The organism is Mycobacterium sp. NGS49 (genome assembly GCF_059812565.1).
On record NZ_JCALCX010000020.1, the window covers coordinates 102660 to 123523 of the forward strand.

General features: G+C 65.6%; 18 protein-coding genes. 8 read left to right on the forward strand and 10 right to left on the reverse strand.

The window, feature by feature from the left end:
• The first annotated feature begins 20 nt into the window (after positions 1-20).
• From AC5Y7D_RS20840 to AC5Y7D_RS20865, 6 genes are all read left to right on the forward strand, one after another.
• Entirely contained in the window at positions 21-3002 is a 2982-nt protein-coding gene (locus AC5Y7D_RS20840) for an MMPL/RND family transporter (RefSeq protein WP_499927277.1), read from the forward strand.
• Positions 3003-3073: 71 nt separating this feature from the next.
• Positions 3074-4174, forward strand: a complete 1101-nt coding sequence (gene pe, locus AC5Y7D_RS20845) for an acyltransferase PE (RefSeq protein ID WP_499927279.1) — start codon at positions 3074-3076, stop codon at positions 4172-4174.
• Positions 4175-4228: 54 nt separating this feature from the next.
• Positions 4229-5281: an NAD(P)H-dependent amine dehydrogenase family protein gene (locus AC5Y7D_RS20850; RefSeq protein WP_499927281.1), complete on the forward strand. Its 1053-nt coding sequence runs from the start codon at positions 4229-4231 to the stop codon at positions 5279-5281.
• A 216-nt stretch (positions 5282-5497) separates the two neighbouring features.
• Positions 5498-5752 (forward strand): MmpS family transport accessory protein, encoded by a 255-nt coding sequence (locus tag AC5Y7D_RS20855; RefSeq protein WP_499927319.1) that lies wholly within the window; start codon positions 5498-5500, stop codon positions 5750-5752.
• A gap of 48 nt (positions 5753-5800) precedes the next feature.
• Positions 5801-5980, forward strand: coding sequence for a hypothetical protein (locus AC5Y7D_RS20860; RefSeq protein WP_499927283.1), 180 nt, complete (start codon positions 5801-5803; stop codon positions 5978-5980).
• A gap of 399 nt (positions 5981-6379) precedes the next feature.
• Positions 6380-7906 carry a PecA family PE domain-processing aspartic protease gene (locus AC5Y7D_RS20865; RefSeq protein WP_499927285.1) on the forward strand — a complete coding sequence of 509 codons (1527 nt, stop codon included), beginning with the start codon at positions 6380-6382 and terminating at the stop codon, positions 7904-7906.
• A gap of 10 nt (positions 7907-7916) precedes the next feature.
• On the opposite strand, the gene AC5Y7D_RS20870 is transcribed toward AC5Y7D_RS20865, so the two are convergent.
• The 5 genes from AC5Y7D_RS20870 to nadD are packed head-to-tail and all read right to left on the reverse strand — an operon-like array spanning position 7917 to position 11208.
• Positions 7917-8747, reverse strand: coding sequence for a DegV family protein (locus AC5Y7D_RS20870; RefSeq protein WP_499927287.1), 831 nt, complete (start codon positions 8745-8747; stop codon positions 7917-7919).
• 2 nt (positions 8748-8749) lie between these two features.
• Positions 8750-9496 (reverse strand): diglucosylglycerate octanoyltransferase, encoded by a 747-nt coding sequence (gene octT, locus AC5Y7D_RS20875; RefSeq protein ID WP_499927289.1) that lies wholly within the window; start codon positions 9494-9496, stop codon positions 8750-8752.
• Positions 9483-10166 (reverse strand): glucosyl-3-phosphoglycerate phosphatase, encoded by a 684-nt coding sequence (gpgP, locus tag AC5Y7D_RS20880; protein ID WP_499927290.1) that lies wholly within the window; start codon positions 10164-10166, stop codon positions 9483-9485. The genes octT and gpgP overlap by 14 nt, the downstream gene beginning before the upstream one ends.
• Positions 10163-10546: a ribosome silencing factor gene (rsfS, locus tag AC5Y7D_RS20885; RefSeq protein WP_499927292.1), complete on the reverse strand. Its 384-nt coding sequence runs from the start codon at positions 10544-10546 to the stop codon at positions 10163-10165. Before rsfS ends, gpgP begins: the two co-directional genes overlap by 4 nt.
• Entirely contained in the window at positions 10543-11208 is a 666-nt protein-coding gene (gene nadD / locus AC5Y7D_RS20890) for a nicotinate-nucleotide adenylyltransferase (protein ID WP_499927294.1), read from the reverse strand. Before nadD ends, rsfS begins: the two co-directional genes overlap by 4 nt.
• 215 nt (positions 11209-11423) lie before the next feature.
• On the opposite strand from nadD, the gene AC5Y7D_RS20895 reads away from it, so the two are divergent.
• Entirely contained in the window at positions 11424-12416 is a 993-nt protein-coding gene (locus tag AC5Y7D_RS20895) for a class I SAM-dependent methyltransferase (RefSeq protein WP_499927320.1), read from the forward strand.
• A gap of 77 nt (positions 12417-12493) precedes the next feature.
• On the opposite strand, the gene AC5Y7D_RS20900 is transcribed toward AC5Y7D_RS20895, so the two are convergent.
• The 5 genes from AC5Y7D_RS20900 to AC5Y7D_RS20920 are packed head-to-tail and all read right to left on the reverse strand — an operon-like array spanning position 12494 to position 19751.
• Positions 12494-13936 carry a vWA domain-containing protein gene (locus AC5Y7D_RS20900; protein WP_499927296.1) on the reverse strand — a complete coding sequence of 481 codons (1443 nt, stop codon included), beginning with the start codon at positions 13934-13936 and terminating at the stop codon, positions 12494-12496.
• Entirely contained in the window at positions 13936-14811 is an 876-nt protein-coding gene (locus AC5Y7D_RS20905; RefSeq protein ID WP_499927298.1) for an AAA family ATPase, read from the reverse strand. The genes AC5Y7D_RS20900 and AC5Y7D_RS20905 overlap by 1 nt, the downstream gene beginning before the upstream one ends.
• Positions 14812-14839: 28 nt before the next feature.
• The gene (locus AC5Y7D_RS20910) at positions 14840-16123 is read right to left on the reverse strand and encodes a glutamate-5-semialdehyde dehydrogenase (protein ID WP_499927300.1); all 1284 of its coding nucleotides are present in this window, start codon (positions 16121-16123) and stop codon (positions 14840-14842) included.
• Positions 16123-17571, reverse strand: coding sequence for a mechanosensitive ion channel domain-containing protein (locus AC5Y7D_RS20915; protein WP_499927302.1), 1449 nt, complete (start codon positions 17569-17571; stop codon positions 16123-16125). Before AC5Y7D_RS20915 ends, AC5Y7D_RS20910 begins: the two co-directional genes overlap by 1 nt.
• A complete protein-coding gene (locus AC5Y7D_RS20920; RefSeq protein ID WP_499927304.1) occupies positions 17571-19751 on the reverse strand; it encodes an adenylate/guanylate cyclase domain-containing protein in 2181 nt (726 codons plus the stop codon). The genes AC5Y7D_RS20915 and AC5Y7D_RS20920 overlap by 1 nt, the downstream gene beginning before the upstream one ends.
• A gap of 175 nt (positions 19752-19926) precedes the next feature.
• Between AC5Y7D_RS20920 and AC5Y7D_RS20925 the strand changes: the two genes are divergently transcribed.
• The gene (locus AC5Y7D_RS20925; protein WP_499927306.1) at positions 19927-20808 is read left to right on the forward strand and encodes a ribokinase; all 882 of its coding nucleotides are present in this window, start codon (positions 19927-19929) and stop codon (positions 20806-20808) included.
• The last annotated feature ends 56 nt before the right edge of the window (positions 20809-20864 follow it).

The following is a 20864-nucleotide window of genomic DNA, read 5'->3' on the forward strand; positions in this document are numbered from 1 at the left end:
GAACCGGAGGTGGGGGCAATTTGCGACGGTTAGCCGAAATCGTGGTGCGGTGGCCCTGGGTGGTGATCGGACTCTGGGTCGCCATTGCCGTTGCCCTGCCGCTGACTTTGCCGTCGCTGAACGAGATGGCCCAGAAGTATCCGCTAGCCATACTGCCCGACAATGCGCCGTCGGCCATCGCCGCGCGCAAGATGACCGAGGCGTTCCACGAGTCAGGCAGTGAGGACCTGCTGCTGGTGGTGCTGACCAACGAAAGGGGTCTCGGACCCGCCGACGAAGCCGCCTACCGCAAGCTGGTCGCCGCGCTGCGCAACGACACCCGCAACGTCGTGATGGTGCAGGACTTCATCAGTACACCGCCGCTGCGGTCGGTACTGACCAGCAAGGACCACAAGTCTTGGGTGCTGCCGGTCGGTCTCGCCGGCGAGCTGGGCACCCCCCGCTCCTACGCCGCTTTCAACCAGGTGGCCGGGGTCGTCAAACAAAGCATCGCCGGAAGCCCGTTGACGGCGAACCTGACCGGGCCGGCCGCCACGGTCGCCGACCTCACCGTCGCCGGCGAACACGATCGGCTGCCGATCGAGCTCGCCATCGCGGCGCTGGTGCTACTCGTGCTGCTGCTGGTGTACCGCAACCCGGTCACCATGCTGCTGCCGTTGCTGGCGATCGGCGTCTCCATGGTGATCGCGCAAGCCGTGGTCGCCGGATTCTCGCAGGCGAGCGGCCTGGGTGTATCGAACCAGTCGATTGTGTTTCTGAGCGCGATGATCGCGGGTGCCGGAACGGATTACGCGGTCTTCCTCATCAGCCGCTACCACGACTACCTGCGACGCGGCTCCGATTATGACGAAGCCGTCCAACGGGCGCTCACCTCGATCGGCAAGGTGATCACCGCATCCGCCGCGACGGTGGGGATCACCTTTCTCGGAATCAGTTTTTCCCGAATGGGGGTCTTCTCCACGGTCGGCGTGTCGTCGGCGATCGGCGTCGGTGTGGCGTTTCTGGCGGCGGTGTCGCTGCTGCCGGCGATCCTGGTGGTGGCCGGGCCGCGCGGCTGGGTCAAACCGCGGCGGGAACTGACCGCACGGTTCTGGCGGCGTTCGGGCATTCGCATCGTGCGCCGGCCCAAGACCCACCTGGTCGCCAGCGTGCTGGTGTTGATCATCCTGGCCGGCTGTGCAGGCCTGGTGCGCTACAACTACGACGACCGCAAGGCCGTGCCGGCGTCGGCCCCGAGTTCGCTGGGCTACGCCGCACTGGACCGGCATTTCCCGGTGAACCAGTCCATACCCGAATACATCCTGGTCCAGTCCCCGCACGACCTGCGCACGCCGCGGGCCCTGGCGGACCTGGAGCAGATGGCGGACCGGGTCAGCCAGCTGCCGAACATCGCCGCGGTCAGCGGCATCACCCGGCCTACCGGAGTGGTCCCGGAGGAGTTCCGGGCGACCTATCAAGCGGGCGCGATCGGCGCGCGGTTGGGCGAGGGGTCGTCCCAGATCAGCGACCACAAAGATGACCTGAACAGGCTGGTCAGCGGGGCCGACACACTGGCCGACAATCTCGGCGACGTGCGCGGACAGGTCAGCCAGATGGTTTCCGGCATGCAGGGTCTGATCGACTCGTTCTCGTCGATGAGGAGTCAGTACGGCGGCGACAAGCTGGTCCGAGAAGTCGCGACCGCGGCGAAGCTGGTCAACCGGATCAATTCGCTCGGCAACTCCATGGGGTTGAGCTTCACCGCCGTCAAGGACATGTTCGCCTGGGTGGGGCCGGTGCTGATTGCCCTGCAGGGCAATCCGGTTTGCGACCTTGACACCTCTTGCAGTGCCACCCGTGCGCAATTCGAACGGGTGGTCGCCGCGCGCAACGACGGGAGCCTCGACGAGATCAATGATCTGGCTCGCCAACTGGAGACCTTTCAGGACCGGCAGACCCTGAACGCGACGGTGGACCGGCTACGCAACGCGCTCAGCAGCCTCAACAAGGCGATGCACGCCATGGGCCTGGACCAGCCCGGTGGCGTACAAGCGGGTCTCAACAATCTCCAGCACGGCGCCGACCGCGCGGCCGGCGGGAGCCGGCAGGTGGCCGACGGCGTGGAACAGCTCGTCGGCCAGGTCAAGGAGCTGGGAGCCGGCCTGGGTGAGGCGGCGGCGTTCCTGCTGTCGTTGAAAAACGACGCCGCAGAACCGTCGATGGCGGGCTTCAATATTCCGGCGCAGCTGCTGCGCATGGACGAATTCAAGAGGGCGGCCAGAATATTCATTTCACCGGACGGTCACTCGGTGCGGTACCTGGTGCAGACCAAACTGAATCCGTTCAGCGCCGAAGCGATGGATCAGGTCAATGCCATCACCGAGACGGTCCGGGGCGCCCAGCCCAACACCGCCTTGTCCGATGCCTCCATTTCAATGGCCGGATATCCCGTCACACTGCGCGACACCCGCGACTATTACCAGCACGACATTCGGTTCATCATCGTCGTCACGCTCATCGTTGTATTGCTTACCTTGATGGCGCTGCTGCGTGCGGTGGTCGCGCCGCTGTACCTGGTTGGCTCTGTGGTCGTTTCGTTCTTGTCAGCGGTCGGGGTCGGTGTCCTGGTCTTCCAATTCCTGCTCGGTCAGCAATTGCACTGGACGGTACCGCCGTTGGCATTTGTGGTGTTGGTCGCGGTGAGCGCCGATTACAACATGCTTTTCGTCTCGCGAATGCGGGACGAGTCACCGAACAGCATGCGTTACGGCGTCATTCGGGCGCTGAGTTCGACCGGTGGGGTGATCACCGCGGCGGGTTTGATCTTCGCGGCCTCGATGGGTGGGTTGTTGTTCTCCAGCATCGGCACGGTGGTTCAGGGCGGTTTCGTCATCGGCGTCGGAATTCTGCTGGACACCTTCCTGGTACGGACCATCACGGTGCCCGCCGTGGCCACGCTGATCGGACGGGCGAGCTGGTGGCCGTCCCGGCTGAGCACGGCGCGGCCGGGGCGTCCCGGGTGAACAGCGAATTAGCGGGACATCCTGATGTGTGGAAGACTCGCGGAACCAAGCCGAATAGGCGAGGAGTGGGGATGAAGAAGCTACTCGCGGGACTTTCCGCGCTGGGAATCGTTGCTGCCACAGGATGTTTCGGCGGCCCGGCCGCGACAGCCGACGAGACCCCGGGTGAGCCGGCCCCGGGCGGCGGGACGGCCTACGCCCTGGGCGGCGCCCACGTGCTGGGCATCCCCTATGACGAGTACATCCGCCGTGAGGGTGCCGAATGGTTCCCCGGCATGCGGCGCCAGATCGTCGACTACCCCGCCGGTCAGGTTCAGGGCCACGTACTGGGACGCCTGTTCCCGGGCATCGGTCAATTGGACGAGATGTTTCCCGGTCTGGGCGTAGACGGACCCAGCGTCGGCGAATCGGTCGCGGTCGGCGCCGACAACCTGGATGCGGCGATCCGCAGTGGCGGCCCCGGCACGGCGATCGGCTTGTCCGAGGGCGCACTCGTCCTCAACGCGCTGCAGGCCCGGCTCGCCACCGATCCGACCGCTCCCCCGCCGGATCACCTGACGTTCGCCACCTTTGGCGATCCCGTCGCGCGCCACGCGTTCGGTGAGAGTTTCCTGACCGCCATGTTTCCCGTCGGCAGCGTGGTACCCGCACTCGACTACCCCGTACCGCCTCCTCTCGAGAGCCAGTACGACACCAAAATGTTCATCTCCGCGTACGACTCGATTGCCGACTTCCCCGATCGCCCGGACAACCTGATAGCCCTGGCCAATACGCTGGTGGGCCTTGCGACCGGCCATACCGCGGTGGCTTTCACCAACCCGAGCATGGTCCCGCCGCAGAACATCAGGACGACCGTCAACTCGCGCGGCGCGACGACGACCACGTATCTGATTCCCGAACGGCATCTGCCGCTGGTGCTGCCGTTCCAATATGCGGGCGTGCCGGAGCAGACCCTGAACGAGCTCGATGCGGTGCTGCTGCCCTTCGTCAACGCGGGATATTCGCGCAACGACGACCCGCTGACCGCGCCGATCCAGGTGGACCCGGTGAACGGCTACGACCCGGCGGCCGTCACCGCACCGGCCACCCAGGCCACCTTCGGTGGTGGGGCCGACCCGATTTCGCAGATCCTCTCGGGTGCCATGGCCGTGCTGAACCGGGGCGCTCGCTGACCCAGGCCCGCTGCGGCGATAATGGCTCCCGTCAACCGGCGCAAAGGAGCCCCGATGAGCACGACCAGCCGTCCCCTGCGCATCATCCAGTGGACCACCGGCAACATCGGGCGACGTTCGTTGCACGCCATCATCGGACGGCCCGACATGGAACTGGTCGGGGTGTACGCGCACGGCGCGGACAAAGTAGGGCTGGATGCCGCCGACCTGGCGGGCCGGCCGGAGCCGACCGGGGTGCGGGCTACCAACGACATCGACGCGCTGATCGCATTGGGTGCCGATGCGTGTTGCTATAACCCCTTGTGGCCCAACGTCGATGAGCTGGTGCGCCTGTTGGAATCGGGAGTCAACGTGTGCACCAGCGCGGCGTGGATCACCGGCGGCAAGCAGACGCCCGAGGACCGCGAGCGGATCGTCGCGGCCTGCGAACGCGGCGGTTCGACCATCTTCGGCAGCGGTGCACATCCGGGCATGACGAACATGGTCGGCATGGTCCTCAGTGCCTCCTGCGAGCGGGTTGACGAGATCCGCATCACCGAGTCGGTCGACTGTTCCACCTACGAGTCGGCGGGCACGCAGACCGCGATGGGCTTCTCTCAAGACCCCGACACCCCGGGCCTGGCCGAGAGCGTGCGACGGGAAAGTGAGGTGTTTGCCGAGTCCGCCGCGATGATGGCCGATGCTATCGGCGCAAGGTTGGACCGAATGACCTTCGACGTCACTTTCACCGCCGCCACCGGCGACACGGACCTGGGTTTCATGAAGATTCCCGCCGGGACAGTCGGCGGAGTGTACGGATACCACCGCGGCTGGGAGGGCGACCGCAACGTCGTCAGCGTCGGATTCAACTGGACCATGGGCGATCACGTCGTCCCCCCGAAGCCGCTCGAGCACGGGCACGTCATCCAGGTGTTCGGCCTGCCGAACATGCGCACTGTCCTGCACTGCCTACCGCCCAAGGACTGGTCCGAGCCGGGCTTCATGGGCTTGGGAATGATCTATACCGCGATGCCGGTCACCAACGCCGTCCCCGCGGTGGTCGCCGCGCCGCCGGGCATCGTCACGCTTGCCGACCTGCCACCCGTCACCGGCAAGGTGGCACGCTAGCTGTGTCGTTCGGCATACCACCGCCACCCCACGGAACGCTGGCGTCCACAGGGCTAACATACTTAGCCGAACAAATATGTTGCCGGCATGCCGGGGAAGCTAGCTCGCCCGTGGGGCGTTACAACCCTTCAGTCGTGGCTGAAGCCTCGTAAAGGCGGTGGCGATGAACGGTGGTCCGATCCCGGTCCCGCGACCCGCTTTCTCAGGAAGGCGTGGATACCACTGATCCTGGTGGTCGTGCTGGCCGTCGCGGCTCTGGTCGTGTCCCGGTTGCCCAAGATCTTCGGATCCGGGGACCTCAATGCCAACGCCGGTGCGGGCAGCGAGATCGTGCAGTTCAGCGCCAACATCATTGCGCAAAGCGACGGCAGCCAGATCGGCTGTCGCATCACCGTCGACAACGTCGTGCAGGAAGAGAAGAGGTCTGACGGGGTCAACCCCCAGACCTTCTGCCTCATGAAGTCGGCATGAGCGATCTGCCGCGCAGACCCTGAGAACGCCAACCGCCCGAACCGCCAAGTGACCCCCCACATCATCCGCACCTCTGCCGTACCGATCGTCATCGGCTCGGTGGTGTTGACGGTGTCGGTGAATGTCATCGTGTGGAATTCGATCCAACAGCACCGTCATGATCGTGCTGCAGAGCAAGCAGTCCCTTGGCGAGGACGCCACCGCTACTACGACAGCCTGATCCTTTAACTGCGGCAGGATCGCGCGCACATTCAGCGAATCCAGGATTTCTGAGGCGGCCGGCCGACCGCAGCCGGGGCCCAGAGGTGATGTTGAACCTGGCGGGCAACCAGGGCACACCGCCGGAAAACGACTCAGTGGAAACAGCAGAAAGGCGTCGGGGCGCAGGCCAGCACCGCACGGGGCCAATTCTTACGTTACCGGACCCGCGGCCGGTTCTATTTCACCGTGTGCATGGCCTGTCGCCCTAAACCCAAACACCGGCAACAGACCTTGGATCAGATGCAAGCGAACCACACAATTTCTTCACGATTGCCACATCGCTCTTCACAAGCCTGATCTAATTGCAATTGCCCGATGATTCAGCCGGAACATGTCAAGTCCGGCGAGAGGTGACATATGTCGTCTATGAGACTAGCACCCGAGATCATGACTTCGGTCGTCGATGATCTGATCGGCGTCGAGTCGGCAATCCGTACCGCCAACGCGACGGCCGCGGGCTCGATTGTCGTCTTGCTGCCAGCGAGCACGGACGAAATCTCGGCTGCAGTGGCCACGTTCTTTGCCGAACACGGCAGGCAATACCACGCCGTGGCAGGGCAGTTCGCCACCGCCTACGATCAATTCCTGCTGCGGCTGGTGGAATCTACGCGTGAATATGTGGCCGCCGAGATCGCGATCGCCAACCACCTGGCCTCGACCGCGTCACAAATCATCAACGACCCCGTCCTGGCGGTGACCGGGCGCCCGCTGTACGGTGACGGCGCCAACGGGTACACCACCGCTCAAGGCGTGGGCACGCCCGGCAGACCCGGTGGTTGGATTTACGGCACCGGCGGTACCGGCGGCGTCAGCGTCCGGTTCGGGGTAGCCGGGGGGTCGGGGGGCGCCGGCGGCTTTCTGTTGGGCAACGGTGGCACCGGAGGCGGTAACCTCTACGGCGGCATGCCCGGGGGCGCCGGCGGGTCGGCCGGTTTAATCGGCATCGGCGGTACCGGCGGGTTCAGCGGCCCTGGCGGAATCGGTGGCCCTGGCGGTCGCGCCGGCCTATTGGGACTGCCCGGTACCGCAGGAATCAGCACCGCCCTGGGGCCCAACCAAGCACTGATCTATCCGGGCCAGTGGGGCAGCCCGATGCTCAATATCTCGGTGGGTGGCGGACCAATGGTGCCCGTGACCGTCGATTCCGGCGCCTCCGGTTTGATAATCCCGCCGCAGTACGTCGACACCGCGACTCTCACCCCATTGAACAACCCTGGCAGCGTCACCTACGGTGGCAGCCTTCTCGTCAATTACGAAACGTATCAAGCGACAGTTAGCTTCGGGAACGGTATCGTCACCGATCCGACCATCGTGGGCGTCGCCACTTCTGCGTCCGTCAACGGCAATCCGGTTGACCTTTCTCGATTGCCCATTTATCTCGGCGTAGGCCAGAACAACACATTCCCGTTGGGCGAGTCCGTGATCGAGGCCTTACCGGACCATCTGGACGACGGAGTGTTGGTCAACCTGCCTCGCGGCCTGGTCGAGTTCGGGCCCAGTTCGCTGCCAACTCATGTCAGTCTCAATGGAAGTCCGAGAACCGTGGTTCAGGTGCAGATCAACAACGAATTACCACACACGGTCGGTGCCTTTATCGATTCCGGTGGTGAATTGGGAGCGGTCCCCCAATCGTTGGTGCCGGGCCTCAATGTCGGTAACCGCCTGCCGGCGGGAACGGTCATCACCGTCTCCACGATCAACGGTGTACCGCTCTACACTCAGACGGTCACAGCGGACCACACCCCATTCGTAGTGCCCTCTGCGACGGCCCCCCTTCCGCAAGCCGGCGCCTACGTCTTCAATACCGGTTCCCACCCATTCTCTGTGCTGCCCGTCTACTTCCAGAACACCGCTAACGGAATTGGCAACGTGATCTTCGTCAGACAGATCTGACGGCTCGAGGTCACCCGCCGAGCTGCAGGCAGACGGCCAACGCCTTATCGCCGACGTGCAGCGCGAGCACCGGACCCAACGGCGTCACGATCGCCGGTTCGCACGCCGGCAGCCGGTCGGCCAGTGCACCGGCGACGTCACGGGCGCCGTCGGCGTTGGCGACGTGGTGTACGGCCAGGGCGGCACGGCGCTCTCCCACCGTCTCGCAGACCTGGTCGACCATCGCGGCGATCGCGCCTTTGGCGGTCCGGATGCGTTGCGCCAGAACGAGTTTTCCATCGTCGATGTGCAGTAGCGGCTTGAGTGCGAGCGCGGTGCCCAACCGGGCCTTGGCGCCGCTGATGCGTCCGCTGCGGCGCAGGTTGTCCAATCGGTGCACCACCATGTACGCGTGGGTACGCGGCACCGCCGCGGCCGCGGCGCGGGCGACCGTATCCAGGTCGGCTCCGTCGGCGGCGGCCCGCGCCGCGGTCAACGCGATGAAGCCGGTGCCCATCGCCGTCGACTTGGAGTCGATCACCGCAACCGGGCCGCCGAACTCGCCGGCGACCCGTTCGGCGGCGCGGCATGTCCCGGACAGCCCGGACGAAATGTGCACGGCCACAACACCGTCGCCGTCGCTGTCGGCCAAGGCTTGCCGATAGGCGGCACACAACTCGGCCGGAGTGGCAGCCGCGGTCGTGGCCTGGCGCTTGTGGATGTCACCGGGAACGTCGTCCACACCGTCGCGCAGATCGGCACCGTTGAGCAGAATATGCAGCGGCACCTCGCGGATCGCCCAGCGATCCCGCAATTCAACCGGCAGGCGCGACGAGCTGTCGGTAACCACCACGACTGTCACGTTCAGCCGCGGGCTTTCTCGTTCGACACTGTGGCTTTCTGTAAGGCTTCGGCGAGCGCCTCGAGCATCAGGTCCGCGACCGACTGATGGGCCTCGAAGTTCCAGTGGATGCCGTCCGGGTTACCACGTCCGCTCCGAATCTCCTCGGCGACAGCCTCTTTGAGATCGACCAACGGAATATTCTGCTGCTCAGCCCATTGCGTGATCGCCGCGACGGTGCGCGCACGGCCATGGTGGGCCTTGCCATAGGTTTCGGCGATGTGCACCGACGGCAACGACGCCACCACCGGGATACCGGGCCGGTTGAAATCGATTGCGCCACGTGTCCGTTCGAGATAATAGGCAGTGAGTCGCGGTGGCAGAGCCGACCTGGCCACCGGTGAGAGCCGGGGCTGCAGCCAGCCGTAGCAGTCGCGCACCCAGCGCCGCAACCAGGGTGGCCGGACATAGCGGATCAGCTCACGAACCGCGGTGGGCCACACCGACGGTAGTGAATCCATGCCGCTGGTGGCGAAGATCACGGCGCCTGCCTTCGGCAGCGCCGCCCACGCCCGTGGGTCCTGGGTGGCCGCCCACCACACGTCTCGACAGGTCCAGCCGATGCGGCCGATCAGTTCGACATCCCAACCTAGCTGAGCCGCAACGATATTCGGCCAGATGCGCGGATCGTCGGCGGGCAGACCACCGGTGGGGCCGTAATAGGAAAGCGAGTCGGCGAAGATCAGCAGCACGGGCCTAGAGGACGTCATTGGACACCTGCGCCGAAGCGTTCCACACGTCCAGGCGCCACCGGATGTCGTCGAAACCGGCGGGGCAACCGGCGGGGTCCTCCGAGTGACCACTCAATTGCACCCAACTGCAGTTGCCCATGCCCCCCAGGATCGGCCAGTTCGCCACCGGGATCTTCAGCAGCGCCGCCGACAACGCGGCGATCAGACCGCCATGCGCTACCAGCACGATCGGCCGCTCGGGTTGTCCCGCGCCACCCCACTCCGGCGAACCGGCCACCAGTTCGGCCACCAAGGGCACGCTTCGGGCGGCCACATCGACCCTGCTTTCGCCACCGTGCGGCGCCCAGCCGGCGTTCTCGCGCCAGGCCAGCCTGGCGCCGGGGACCTCAGCGTCAATCTGGGTGTGTGTCATCCCCTGCCAGTCACCCAAATGCGTTTCGCGCAGCCGCGCGTCCACCCGAACGTCCAGGCCGGTCTGCTCGCCCAGCTTGGTGGCCGTGTCGAAGGCCCGCCGCAGGTCCGAGGACACGATCAGCAGTGGCCGCAATTTGCCGAGCACTTCAGCGGCCGCGACAGCCTGGGCGCGGCCCAGCTCGCTCAGGTCCGTGTCGAGCTGGCCCTGCATGCGGGCGCCGAGGTTGTAGTCGGTCTGCCCGTGCCGCAGCATCACCAGACGCCGCGCCCTCATTCCGCGGTCCCGTCGGGCCCGTCCCCCAGGTCGACCGGCACCAGCGGGCAGTCGCTCCACAACCGGTCCAGCGCGTAGAAATTGCGGTCGTCCTGGTGCTGGATGTGCACGACGATGTCGCGGTAGTCCAGCAGCGTCCAGCGGCCCTCGCGGGCGCCCTCCCGGCGGGCAGGCTTGTAACCGGCCCGGCGCATCTTCTCCTCGACCTCGTCGACGATCGCGTTGACCTGCCGTTCGTTGGATGCCGAGGCGATGACGAAGCAGTCGGTGATGACCAGCTGGCCGGACACGTCGATGACGAGGACGTCGTCGGCCAGTTTCGATGCCGCGGCGGCCGCGGCCACCGTGGCCATGTCGATCGCTTCCTGAGTTGCGCTCATGTGCTGTTCCCGGTCGTCAAGATGGGCGCTGCCGGGTTCTCGCTCCTCTCGGGTGTGAGGTAGAGGCGTCGTTTGGAGACGTACTGGACGACGCCGTCGGGCATCAGGTACCACAGCGGCCGGCGCTCCTGCGCGCGGCGCCGGCAGTCGGTCGAGGAGATCGCCAGCGCGGGGATCTCGACCAGGGTCAACGCGTCCTGGGGCAGCTCGCCCAAGACCTCGGTGATGTGGTCGTGGCGCAGCTCGTAGCCAGGCCGGCTGACACCGATGAAACGCGCCAGTTGGAACATTTCTTCCCAGCCGTGCCAGGTCAGAATGGACGCCAGCGCGTCGGCGCCGGTGATGAAGTACAGCTCGGAGTCTGCGTTGAGGGTGTGCAGGTCCCGCAGCGTGTCCTTGGTGTACGTGGGGCCACCGCGGTCGATGTCGACCCGGCTCACCGAGAAGCGGGGGTTGGAGGCGGTGGCGATCACCGTCATCAGGTACCGGTCCTCGGCCGCCGACACCTGGCGTTCCTTCTGCCACGGCTGCCCGCTGGGCACGAACACGACTTCGTCGAGCGAGAACTTGTTCGCGACCTCGCTGGCAGCAACCAGGTGGCCGTAATGGATGGGATCGAACGTCCCACCCATCACCCCCAGCCTGCGCTGCTGCTTTTGCATGGTTTGCCAGCTTACTTGAGCCCGCGATCAGGCCTTCCCGGCCGCGGGAGGCATCGGTGAGGCATCGGAGTTGCGCAACGCGGCACGACCGGTTCGCAAAACATCTGATGTCTTTTTGCCCATAGCCCGATACCGAAGCCGACTCATACTGTAGAAGAAGTTCTGTGGACACTTCGCTACCGGCGGTAGATCAGGCGCAAGAGTGGAAAGACGCCATGACCCGGCGGTTCTACAGCCGATCCGTGGTCGCCGGCGAGATTTCGTTGCCGGCCGTGCCGAGCATGCTGGACGAATACGTGCAGATGTGCAACCGCATCTTCGCGGCGGTGGGCAGGCAGTTCAACGACGAGGAACTCGCCCACCTGCGAACCGTGCTGCAGAGTCAGTTGGCCGAGGCCTACTCGATTTCGCAGCGATCCAACATCGTCATCACCTACAACGCGCCGGTGGGACCCACCCTGCACTACCAGGTCAATGCCCGGTGGTTCACTATCGCCGAAACCTACGAGAACTGGATCAGCACCCGCGAACCACCGCTGTTCGGCACCGAGCCCGACGCCCGGGTCTGGGCGCTGGCCAACGAAGCCGCCGATCCCCGCTTCCACTCGGTGCTCGACATCGGTGCGGGAACCGGGCGCAACGCCCTCCCCCTGGCGCGACGCGGACACCCCGTCGACGTGGTGGAGCTGACCCCGAAGTTCGCCGAAATCATCCGGTCGCAAGCCCGGCAGGAGGGTCTCGACCTGCGGGTGATCGTGCGCAACGTCTTCGAGACCACCGACGACCTGCGCCAGGACTATCAGTTGATCGTGGCCTCGGAAGTGGTGCCGGATTTCCGGTCGACGCAGCAGTTGCGCAGGCTCTTCGAACTGGCCGCTGCCTGCCTGGCGCCCAGTGCGCAATTGGTGTTGAACACCTTCGTGCCGCGCCACGGCTACGAGATCGACAACGCAGCGCGCGAATTCGGACAGCAGGCGTACTCGTGCATGTTCTCCCGGGATGAGCTTTCGGCCGCCGCGGCCGGATTGCCCCTGGAACTGGTCGCCGACGACTCGGCCTACGAATACGAGCAGGCGCACCTGCCGCCGGGCGCGTGGCCGCAGACCAGTTGGTACGCCGACTGGGCCAGCGGCCTGGATGTTTTCCCCGTCGGTCGGGAGAAGAGCCCGATCGACCTGCGCTGGCTGGTGTTCCGCAAGACCCGCTGAAGCCCGCCGAGCAGACGCAAAATCACCCCGGGAGCGCATGCTCCACGGTGATTTTGCGTCTGCTCGGCCAGGAAAAGCTACACCGGCAGCAGCGCGTCGATCACGCCGGCCAGCTGTTTGGCTGACCGGCACTCGTGCATCGTGATGACTTCCTCGTACCGCGGCACCGCTGAATCCCCGCTGCCCCACAGGTGTCTGGGCTCCGGGTTCAGCCAGTGCGCGTGCCGGGCGGCGTTGACCATGTCGGCGAGCACGTCGACGGCCGGGTTGCGGTAGTTGGTGCGCCCGTCGCCGAGCACCAGCAGGGAACTGCGCGGCGACAGCACATTCGGGTTCGCCTGCACGAACGAGACAAACGCGTTGCCGTAGTCGGAGTGACCGTCGCGCTCGTACACACCGGCCTCCCGGGTGATCCGCTGGATCGCCACCGCCAGGTCGGCCTCCGGCCCGAACATGTGCGTCACCTCGTCGGTGGTGTCGATGAACGCAAAGACGCGGACACGGGAAAACTGTTGACGCAGAGCATGAACCAGCAGCAACGTGAAGTGACTGAAGCCGGCGACGGACCCGGACACGTCGCACAGCACCACCAGTTCCGGACGCGCCGGGCGGGGTTTCTTCAGCACGACGTCGATCGGCACGCCGCCGGTCGACATGGATTTGCGCAGTGTCTTGCGCAGGTCGATCGTCCCGGCACGTGACCGGCGCCGCCGCGCCGCCAACCGGGTGGCCAGCGTACGGGCCAACGGCGCGACCACGCGGCGCATCTGCCGTAGCTGCTCACCGGAGGCCCGCAGGAACTCGACGTTCTCGGAGAGCTGCGGGATGCCGTACATCTGAACGTGCTCGCGGCCCAGCTGTTCGGCGGTGCGCCGCTTGGTCTCCGCGTCCACCATCTTTCGAAGCTGTGAGATCTTCTGCGCGGCAATGGCTTTGGCTATCTGCTCCTGGCTCGGGGTGGGCTCGTCACCGTACGGGGCGAGCAACCCCGCCAGCAGTTTGCCTTCCAGTTCGTCCAGCGCCATCGCCTTGAGCGCCTGATACGACGAGAAGGACGGGCCGCGAGAGGAGTTGTACTTGCCGTAAGCCTCCACGATTCGCGCGATCATCCGGACCAGACGCTCGTCCATGTCGGCCAGGTCCGGGTTGTCGGCCAGCAGGTCCAGCAGCATCTGCCGCATCGCCTCGACGTCGTCGGGTGGCAGCGCGTCCGGGTCGTCGGCGGCGTCGCCGTCGAGCACCACCGCCCGGGCCCCCAGCGCCGCGGGGAACCACAGGTCGAACATGGCGTCGTAGGTGTCACGGTGATCGGGGCGGCGCAATACCGCGCACGCCAGACCCTCGCGCAGCACCAACCGGTCCTCCAGGCCGAGGGTGGCCATCACCCGCCCCGCGTCCACCGTCTCCGACGGACCGACCGAGATGCCGCTGCCGCGAAGCGCTTCAACGAATCCGACCAGATGCCCGGGCAACCCGTGCGGCGCGAGCGGCCGGGACGGACGGATGCGTCGGGTGGCCATCAGTTGAGCCTCAACTCACCGGTCGCGCGTTGCTGATCCGACTGATGCTTGAGGACCACGCCGAGCGTGGCGGCGACGACGGCATCGTCGATGGTGTCCATGCCGAGCGCCAGCAAGGTACGTCCCCAGTCGATGGTCTCGGCGATGGACGGCACCTTCTTGAGTTGCATACCGCGCAGTACCCCGATGATGCGCACCAACTCCTCGGCCAGATGCTCGGGCAGTTCGGGCACCCGCGAGAGCAGGATGCGCCGTTCCAGCTCGGGGGTCGGGAAGTCGATGTGCAGGAACAGGCAGCGACGCTTGAGCGCCTCGGACAGTTCGCGGGTGGCGTTGGAGGTCAGCACGACCAGCGGGGTCCGGGTCGCGGTGATGGTGCCCAGTTCCGGGACGGTCACCGCGAAGTCGGACAACACCTCTAGAAGCAGGCCTTCGATCTCGATGTCGGCCTTGTCGGTTTCGTCGATCAGGAGCACGGTCGGTTCAGTGCGCCGGATTGCCGTCAGAAGCGGACGCTGCAGCAGGAACTCCTCGCTGAACACGTCGTCTTTAGTGGACTGCCAGTCCCCGGAGCCGGCCTGGATACGAAGTATCTGCTTAGCGTGATTCCACTCGTAGAGGGCCCGCGCCTCGTCGACGCCCTCGTAGCACTGCAACCTGACCAGGCCCGACCCCGTCGCCTGTGCTACGGCGCGGGCGAGTTCGGTCTTGCCGACCCCGGCTGGTCCCTCCACGAGCAGCGGCTTGCCGAGCCGATCGGCGAGGAAGACCGCCGTGGCAGTGGCGGTGTCGGGCAGGTAACCGGTCTCGGCCAGCCGGCGCGAGACGTCGGCGATGTCGGCGAACATCGGCGTGGGCCGAGCGGGCACGGTCACAATCGGACTCCTTGAGATCTGAGATGTGTCAGGCCGGACGGGTCTGGCCGTCACCCCAGACAATCCACTTGGTCGAGGTCAGTTCCGGCAGCCCCATCGGACCGCGGGCGTGGAGTTTCTGGGTGGAGATGCCGATCTCGGCGCCGAAGCCGAACTGCTCACCATCGGTGAACGCGGTGGATGCGTTGACCATCACGGCGGCGGCATCGACCCGCTCGGTGAAGCGTTGCGCCGCCTCAAGATTGGTCGTGATGATGGCTTCGGTGTGTCCGGTGCCGTAGTCGTTGACGTGCGCGATGGCAGCGTCCACCCCGTCGACCACCGCGACGGCGATGTCCATCGCCAGGAACTCCCGACGCAAGTCCTCGTCATCGGCGTCTTTGTCGATGTCACCGTGCACGGTCACACCGGCCTGCCGCAGCGCATTGAGCAACCGGGGCATCGCCTCGGCGGCGATCGCGGCGTCCACCAACAGAGTCTCGGCGGCGTTGCACACGCTGGGCCGGCGCGTCTTGGAGTTGAGCAGGACGCGCTCGGCGACGTCGAGATCTGCCGCTGCGTGCACGTAGACGTGGCAGTTCCCGACGCCGGTCTCGATGGTCGGTATCTGCGCGTCACGCACGACGGCCTCGATCAATCCGGCTCCCCCGCGCGGGATCGCCACGTCTACCAGGCCGCGGGCCTGAATCAGATGCGTGACGGTGGCGCGGTCGGCCGAGGACAGCAGCTGGACGGCGTCGGCCGGCAGGTCCTGGCTGACCAGGGCGCCGCGCAGCACCGTGACCAGCGCCTCGTTGGACTTCGCCGCCGAAGAGCTGCCCCGCAGTAGGGCCGCGTTGCCGGACTTGAGCGTCAGGCCGAACGCGTCGACGGTCACGTTGGGTCGGCCCTCATAGATCATTCCGACCACACCGAGCGGAACCCGCTGCTGCCGCAGCTGCAACCCGTTGGGCAGGGTGGAGCCGCGCAGGACCTCACCGACCGGGTCGGGCAGCCCGGCGACCTGCCGCAGACCTGCGGCGATGCCGTCGACCCGCTGGGGGTTCAGCGCCAACCGGTCGAGCATGGCCGCCGGGGTGCCGGCGGCTCGGGCGGCGTCCAGGTCTTCAGCGTTGGCCGCCAGGATCTGATCAACGTGTGTCAGCAACGCGTCGGCCGCGGCGTGCAGGGCGCGGTCCTTGACCGCCGTCGGAACCGAGGCCAGGACGCGGGCGGCCACCCGGGCACGGCGGGCGGCGTCATGTACCTCTTGGCGTAGATCGGGGCTCTGCTGCTGGGTCGCGCCGCTGCGGGCCGGTGCTTGCAGACTCATTACCCCAGGGTATCGGGCTTTGTCAGACCCGGCGCGACCGCGGTCGCTGCGCTAACACGCTCTCGGCGGGTCATTCGGGCTTTGCTCTGTCGCTCGTCGATCAGCCGGCCCAGGTCCAGCAGCAGCGTGGGCTTGTCCATCACGATTTTCTCGAGGTGTTCGCGCTCGATTTCCAGGGCGGTCACCTCCTCGAGCGCGTAGGCGCCGGCGAGGTTGGGTTGCCGAGTCAGCGCGGTGATTCCGATGAACGATCCCTCTTTGAGCGTGTCGAACGGCACGATGGTGCCGTCCTCGTTGGTGACGGTCAGTTGCACCGAGCCGGCCACGATGAATGACATCGACGTCGGGACCGTTCCGGCGTATTGCACGATCTCGTCAGCGCCGTACCGAACGATCCTGGCGTAGGGCGCCAGGAACTGTTGATCGGCCAGCGTCAGCCGGAGTTCGGTGGCCACCACGGTGCGCAATGCTTTCATGACACGTTCGGGTGTCGAGAAGTCGTCGTCGTCGCCATCCAGATGCAGTTCCCACCGCCGGGCGGAATACCAGACCCAGCGCACGAACGTGGACTGGGTGGCACCCTCGTCCGCAGGCGAGTTGACCCTGACCGTGGTGCGGTACTCGCCGGCGCCCATGGCGACCGACGTCGGGGTGGTGCCGGGCGTCATCAGCGGCAGCGCGCCGGCCACCTTCGTCAGCATTGCGCACACCTTCTCCGGCGGATCGGCCGTCGCGAACTTAGTGGTGATCGAGCATTTGTGCGGACCGCCCGGTCGGCTGAGATTGGTGAACGCGGTGGTCGCCAGCATCGAGTTCGGCATGATCCGCAGTCCCGCGCCGGTCTGTATGTGAACAGCCCGCCAGTTCACCTCGATGACCCGACCGCGGGCGGTCTGCGTGTCCAGCCAGTCGTTGATCCGGAACGGCTGCTCGAAGAGCATGAACAGGCCCGACACGATCTGACCGACGGAGTTCTGCAGCATCAGGCCGATCACCACCGACGTGATGCCCAGCGCGGTGAAGACCCCGCCGACCCGCACGCCCCAGATGAAGGACAGGATCACCGTCAGACCCACGCCGATCAGTGCGAAGCGGCCGACATCGAGGAAGATCGCGGGAAGCCTCTTGCGCCAGCTGTCTTCCGGTGCGGCTTCGAACACCGTTGCGTTGAGTCCGGACAGCAGCAGCACCAGCACCAGGAAGCCGAACACCGTGGTGAGGACCCGGACCGGAACCTCCCCTGCCGGGATCTCCGAAGCTTTGACCAGCAACAGCAACAACGCGCCGAGCGGCAGCAGCCAGTTGCGCAGCACGCCGACCTGCCGGGCCAGGCGGTTACCCCGCCGGGTGAGTATGTGATGCAGCTCGGTGAGCAGGATCAACCCGACCGGGAAGCCGATCGCGACGGCGATCGTCCAATAGAACCAGGACGAATGGAAGGTGTTCATCAGCGCTCGGACAATCGGTAGATCGTCTGCTCCACACCGCCCACCGAGATCGAGCCGGCAGGGGTGAACTGGCGGGAGTCACGCAGCGCCTCATACACGTGCGATGCGACGTAGATGCCGGGTTGTGCTGCGCCGTTTTGCATCTGGTAGGCCAAACTGACTGCGCCGCCCCACATGTCGTAGACGAGTCCGGATTTGCCCACCAACCCGCTGACGACGTTCCCGGTGTTGATACCGACGCGCAGTCCCAGATTGTGTCGGCTCTGGTTGTTGAAACGCTCGATGATGCGCCGCATTTCGAGCGCGAACTCCACGCTGCGATAAATGCTGTCGAGTCGTGGCGTAATCATCCCGCAGCTGGCCAGATAACCATTGTGGAAGGTGCGAATCCGTTCGACGCCAAGGGATTCGGCGGCCGAATCGAACTGGCGGAACAGGTCGTCGACGATGCGGACCAGTTCGTCACCCGGAACGTCGTTGGAAATCTCGTCCAGGCCGACGATGTCGGCGTAGACGATGGCAACGTCTTGATGTTTCTGCGCGACGGTGGACCCACCCTCGCGGTAGCGCTGCACGACCGACTCCGGCATCAGGGCCAGTAGTAGTCGGTCGTTCTCCCTCCGCTGTTCATTGAGCAGCTCTTCCTTGATCTTCAGGTTGCGACTCATCTCATTGAAAGCGCCTGTGAGGTCTCCTATCTCGTCGCGCGACGTGATCGGAATAGTGATCTCGTAGTCACCGGAGCTGATCTTTTCGGCGCCCTTCTCAAGGCGGCGGAGCGGGCGGACGGCCCCCTGCGCGATGATCATCGATGCGACACATACGGCGAAGATCATCGCGGCGACCGCCACCGCGACGGTCTTGCTGAACCTGCCCAGCCGGGCGAACGCATTGGAGTTGTCGCGAGTCGCCAGAATCGACCATTGCAGGTCAGAGTTAGGCACGTCCAGCGGAGCATAGGCTTCCAGCTCTTTGTTGCCCGTGTAGTCGTTGCCGATCATGACTCCGGTCTCACCCCGTTGGGCCGCGCGGAGACCGGCGCTGCGAACCGGCTGCACCAACGTCGTGCCACCCAGCCGGATCGCGCGGTCCGCGACGTCGGGCGCGGTACCGGCCGCAATCACCTGGCGCCGGTACTCCTGCGGATCTTCCAGAAACAGCCGCGAGTCAGAGCGCATCAGATTATCGGGGCCGGCGAGATACGTTTCGGTGGCCGAGCCCATTCCGGCCGTTTCCCAGTGCTTGTTGGCCGTCATTATGTAATTGATCTTGGCGATGGGGACCGGCAAGGCCATGACGCCGTCGAACTTGCCGTCGAGGCCGATCGGCGAAACCACCCATGCCGTGGGCATATCGAGCTGCGGCTGGTAGGGCTCGAAGTCGGTGATCCAGACGAACTCAACGTCATTGGATCGCAACGCTTTCAAATAGGCATCGCGCAGATTCGATTCGCGATACGGACCCGTCAGGATGTTCGTACCGAGGTCGGGGCCCTTGTCGACCGAGTAGACGACATTGCCTTCCATATCAAACAGCAGCGCGTCCCGATAGCTGAAACGGCTGACGATGTCGCGCATGTAGAAATCGAAACGCAGATTCGCCGCCGTCCATGCGCTGCCGTCGCCGGGGTCCACCGGCGGGGCCGTGTTGGGCATCGTCACCGCGGTGTAGTTGGCCTGAAGGTACCTCTGCGCGTTTGACTTTGGCAGTACTGCGTTGAGGTCGAGCTCTTCACCGGTCAACCGCTGAATGGGCTTGATCATCTGCGTTTCGTAGTAGCCGGCAAGCGCCTGCTGCTGCGGACCGCTGATCGTCGCATTACCCAGTTGATTGAAACCCGCAGTCAACGCGAGCACCGCCTGGTCCACGCTGAACCCGCTGGAGTAGACGATCAGCGAATTCGTCACTTCGCGAAAGAGCGCCTCGATCTGCCTCTTCTGCGACTCGCGCAACTCAATCAGTCGCTCCGACTCGACTTCGCGCAACGCGTTGCGTCCGGAGATGGCGCCGATGATGCCGATAACGGCCACCGACAGGATGCTCGACAACAGCAACGCGACCAGGATCTTGGATTGGATGCTGACCCGAAAACGTACGGCCGACAAGAGGCGCCGGGCACGCTTCTTGACCGGAGCGCTCTGCGTCTCCGGCACCGACTCTGTTGGCTCACCCGACGTCAATCGGCTTCCCTTCTTGCCACCGGTCTGTCACGGGTCCCCGATCACGCTGCAGATTAGCTCCCCGACCGGCAGCTATCGGCGTTTTGGGAAAAGTGACGCCGGCGCGTGTCCGAGAATGCACCGTACGGTTATGAGGTGCACCAGCTTCTCGGACAGAAGGCCTATTGTCGACGGCATGTCTACGCGGGTGTGCGTGGTGGGCAGCATCAATTGGGATCTGACGCTCGAGGTCGCCGCTCTGCCGCGCCCCGGTGAGACGGTGCTGGCATCGTCGCTGACCTACGCGCCAGGCGGCAAGGGCGGCAACCAGGCGGTGGCGGCGGCGCGCGCCGGCGCGCGGGTGCAATTCGTCGGAGCGGTCGGTGAGGACTCGGCCGGTGATCGGTTGTCGGCCCACCTGCGCGACGCAGGTGTCGGAACTGACGCCACCGTGCGTCGGCCCGGTGCCAGTGGGACGGCGGTCATCGTGGTCGACACGGCCGGTGAGAACACGATCGTGGTGGCTCCGGGTGCCAACGCAGCGCTGTCGGCGTCACAGCTCCCTGACTGCGATGTGTTGTTGACGCAGTTGGAGATTCCGGTGCCGACGGCATTAGCGGCCGCGCGGCAGGCTCGGTCGGCCGGCGCCGTCGTCATGATCAATGCCTCGCCGGCGGGGCAGGACCGTGACGCGCTGGCCGAACTGGCCGGCGTTGCCGACGTGGTGATCGTGAACGAACACGAGGCTGGTCATTGGCACTGGCGCCCTAGGCATTTCGTAATCACCCTGGGTGCTCGGGGCGCCCGGTACGTCGGCGTCGACGGCGAGTTCGAGGTCCGCGCACCGGCCGTGACAGCGGTGGACACGACGGGAGCCGGCGACGTGTTCGCGGGTGTCCTGGCCGCGAGTTGGCCTGTTCGCTCCGATCGACCCGACGGACGGCGCGCGGCGTTGCGTCGGGCGTGTGCGGCCGGCGCACTGGCGACGCTGGTGCGCGGTGCCGGGGATTGCGCGCCGGACGCCGCTGCTATCGATGAGGCGCTTTCCGGATCGCAATCTCAGCGGCCAGCTCAATGACGCGACATGATTCCCGGCCACGTTCCACTGTGAGCGAAATGTTCTGTGCGGCTTGG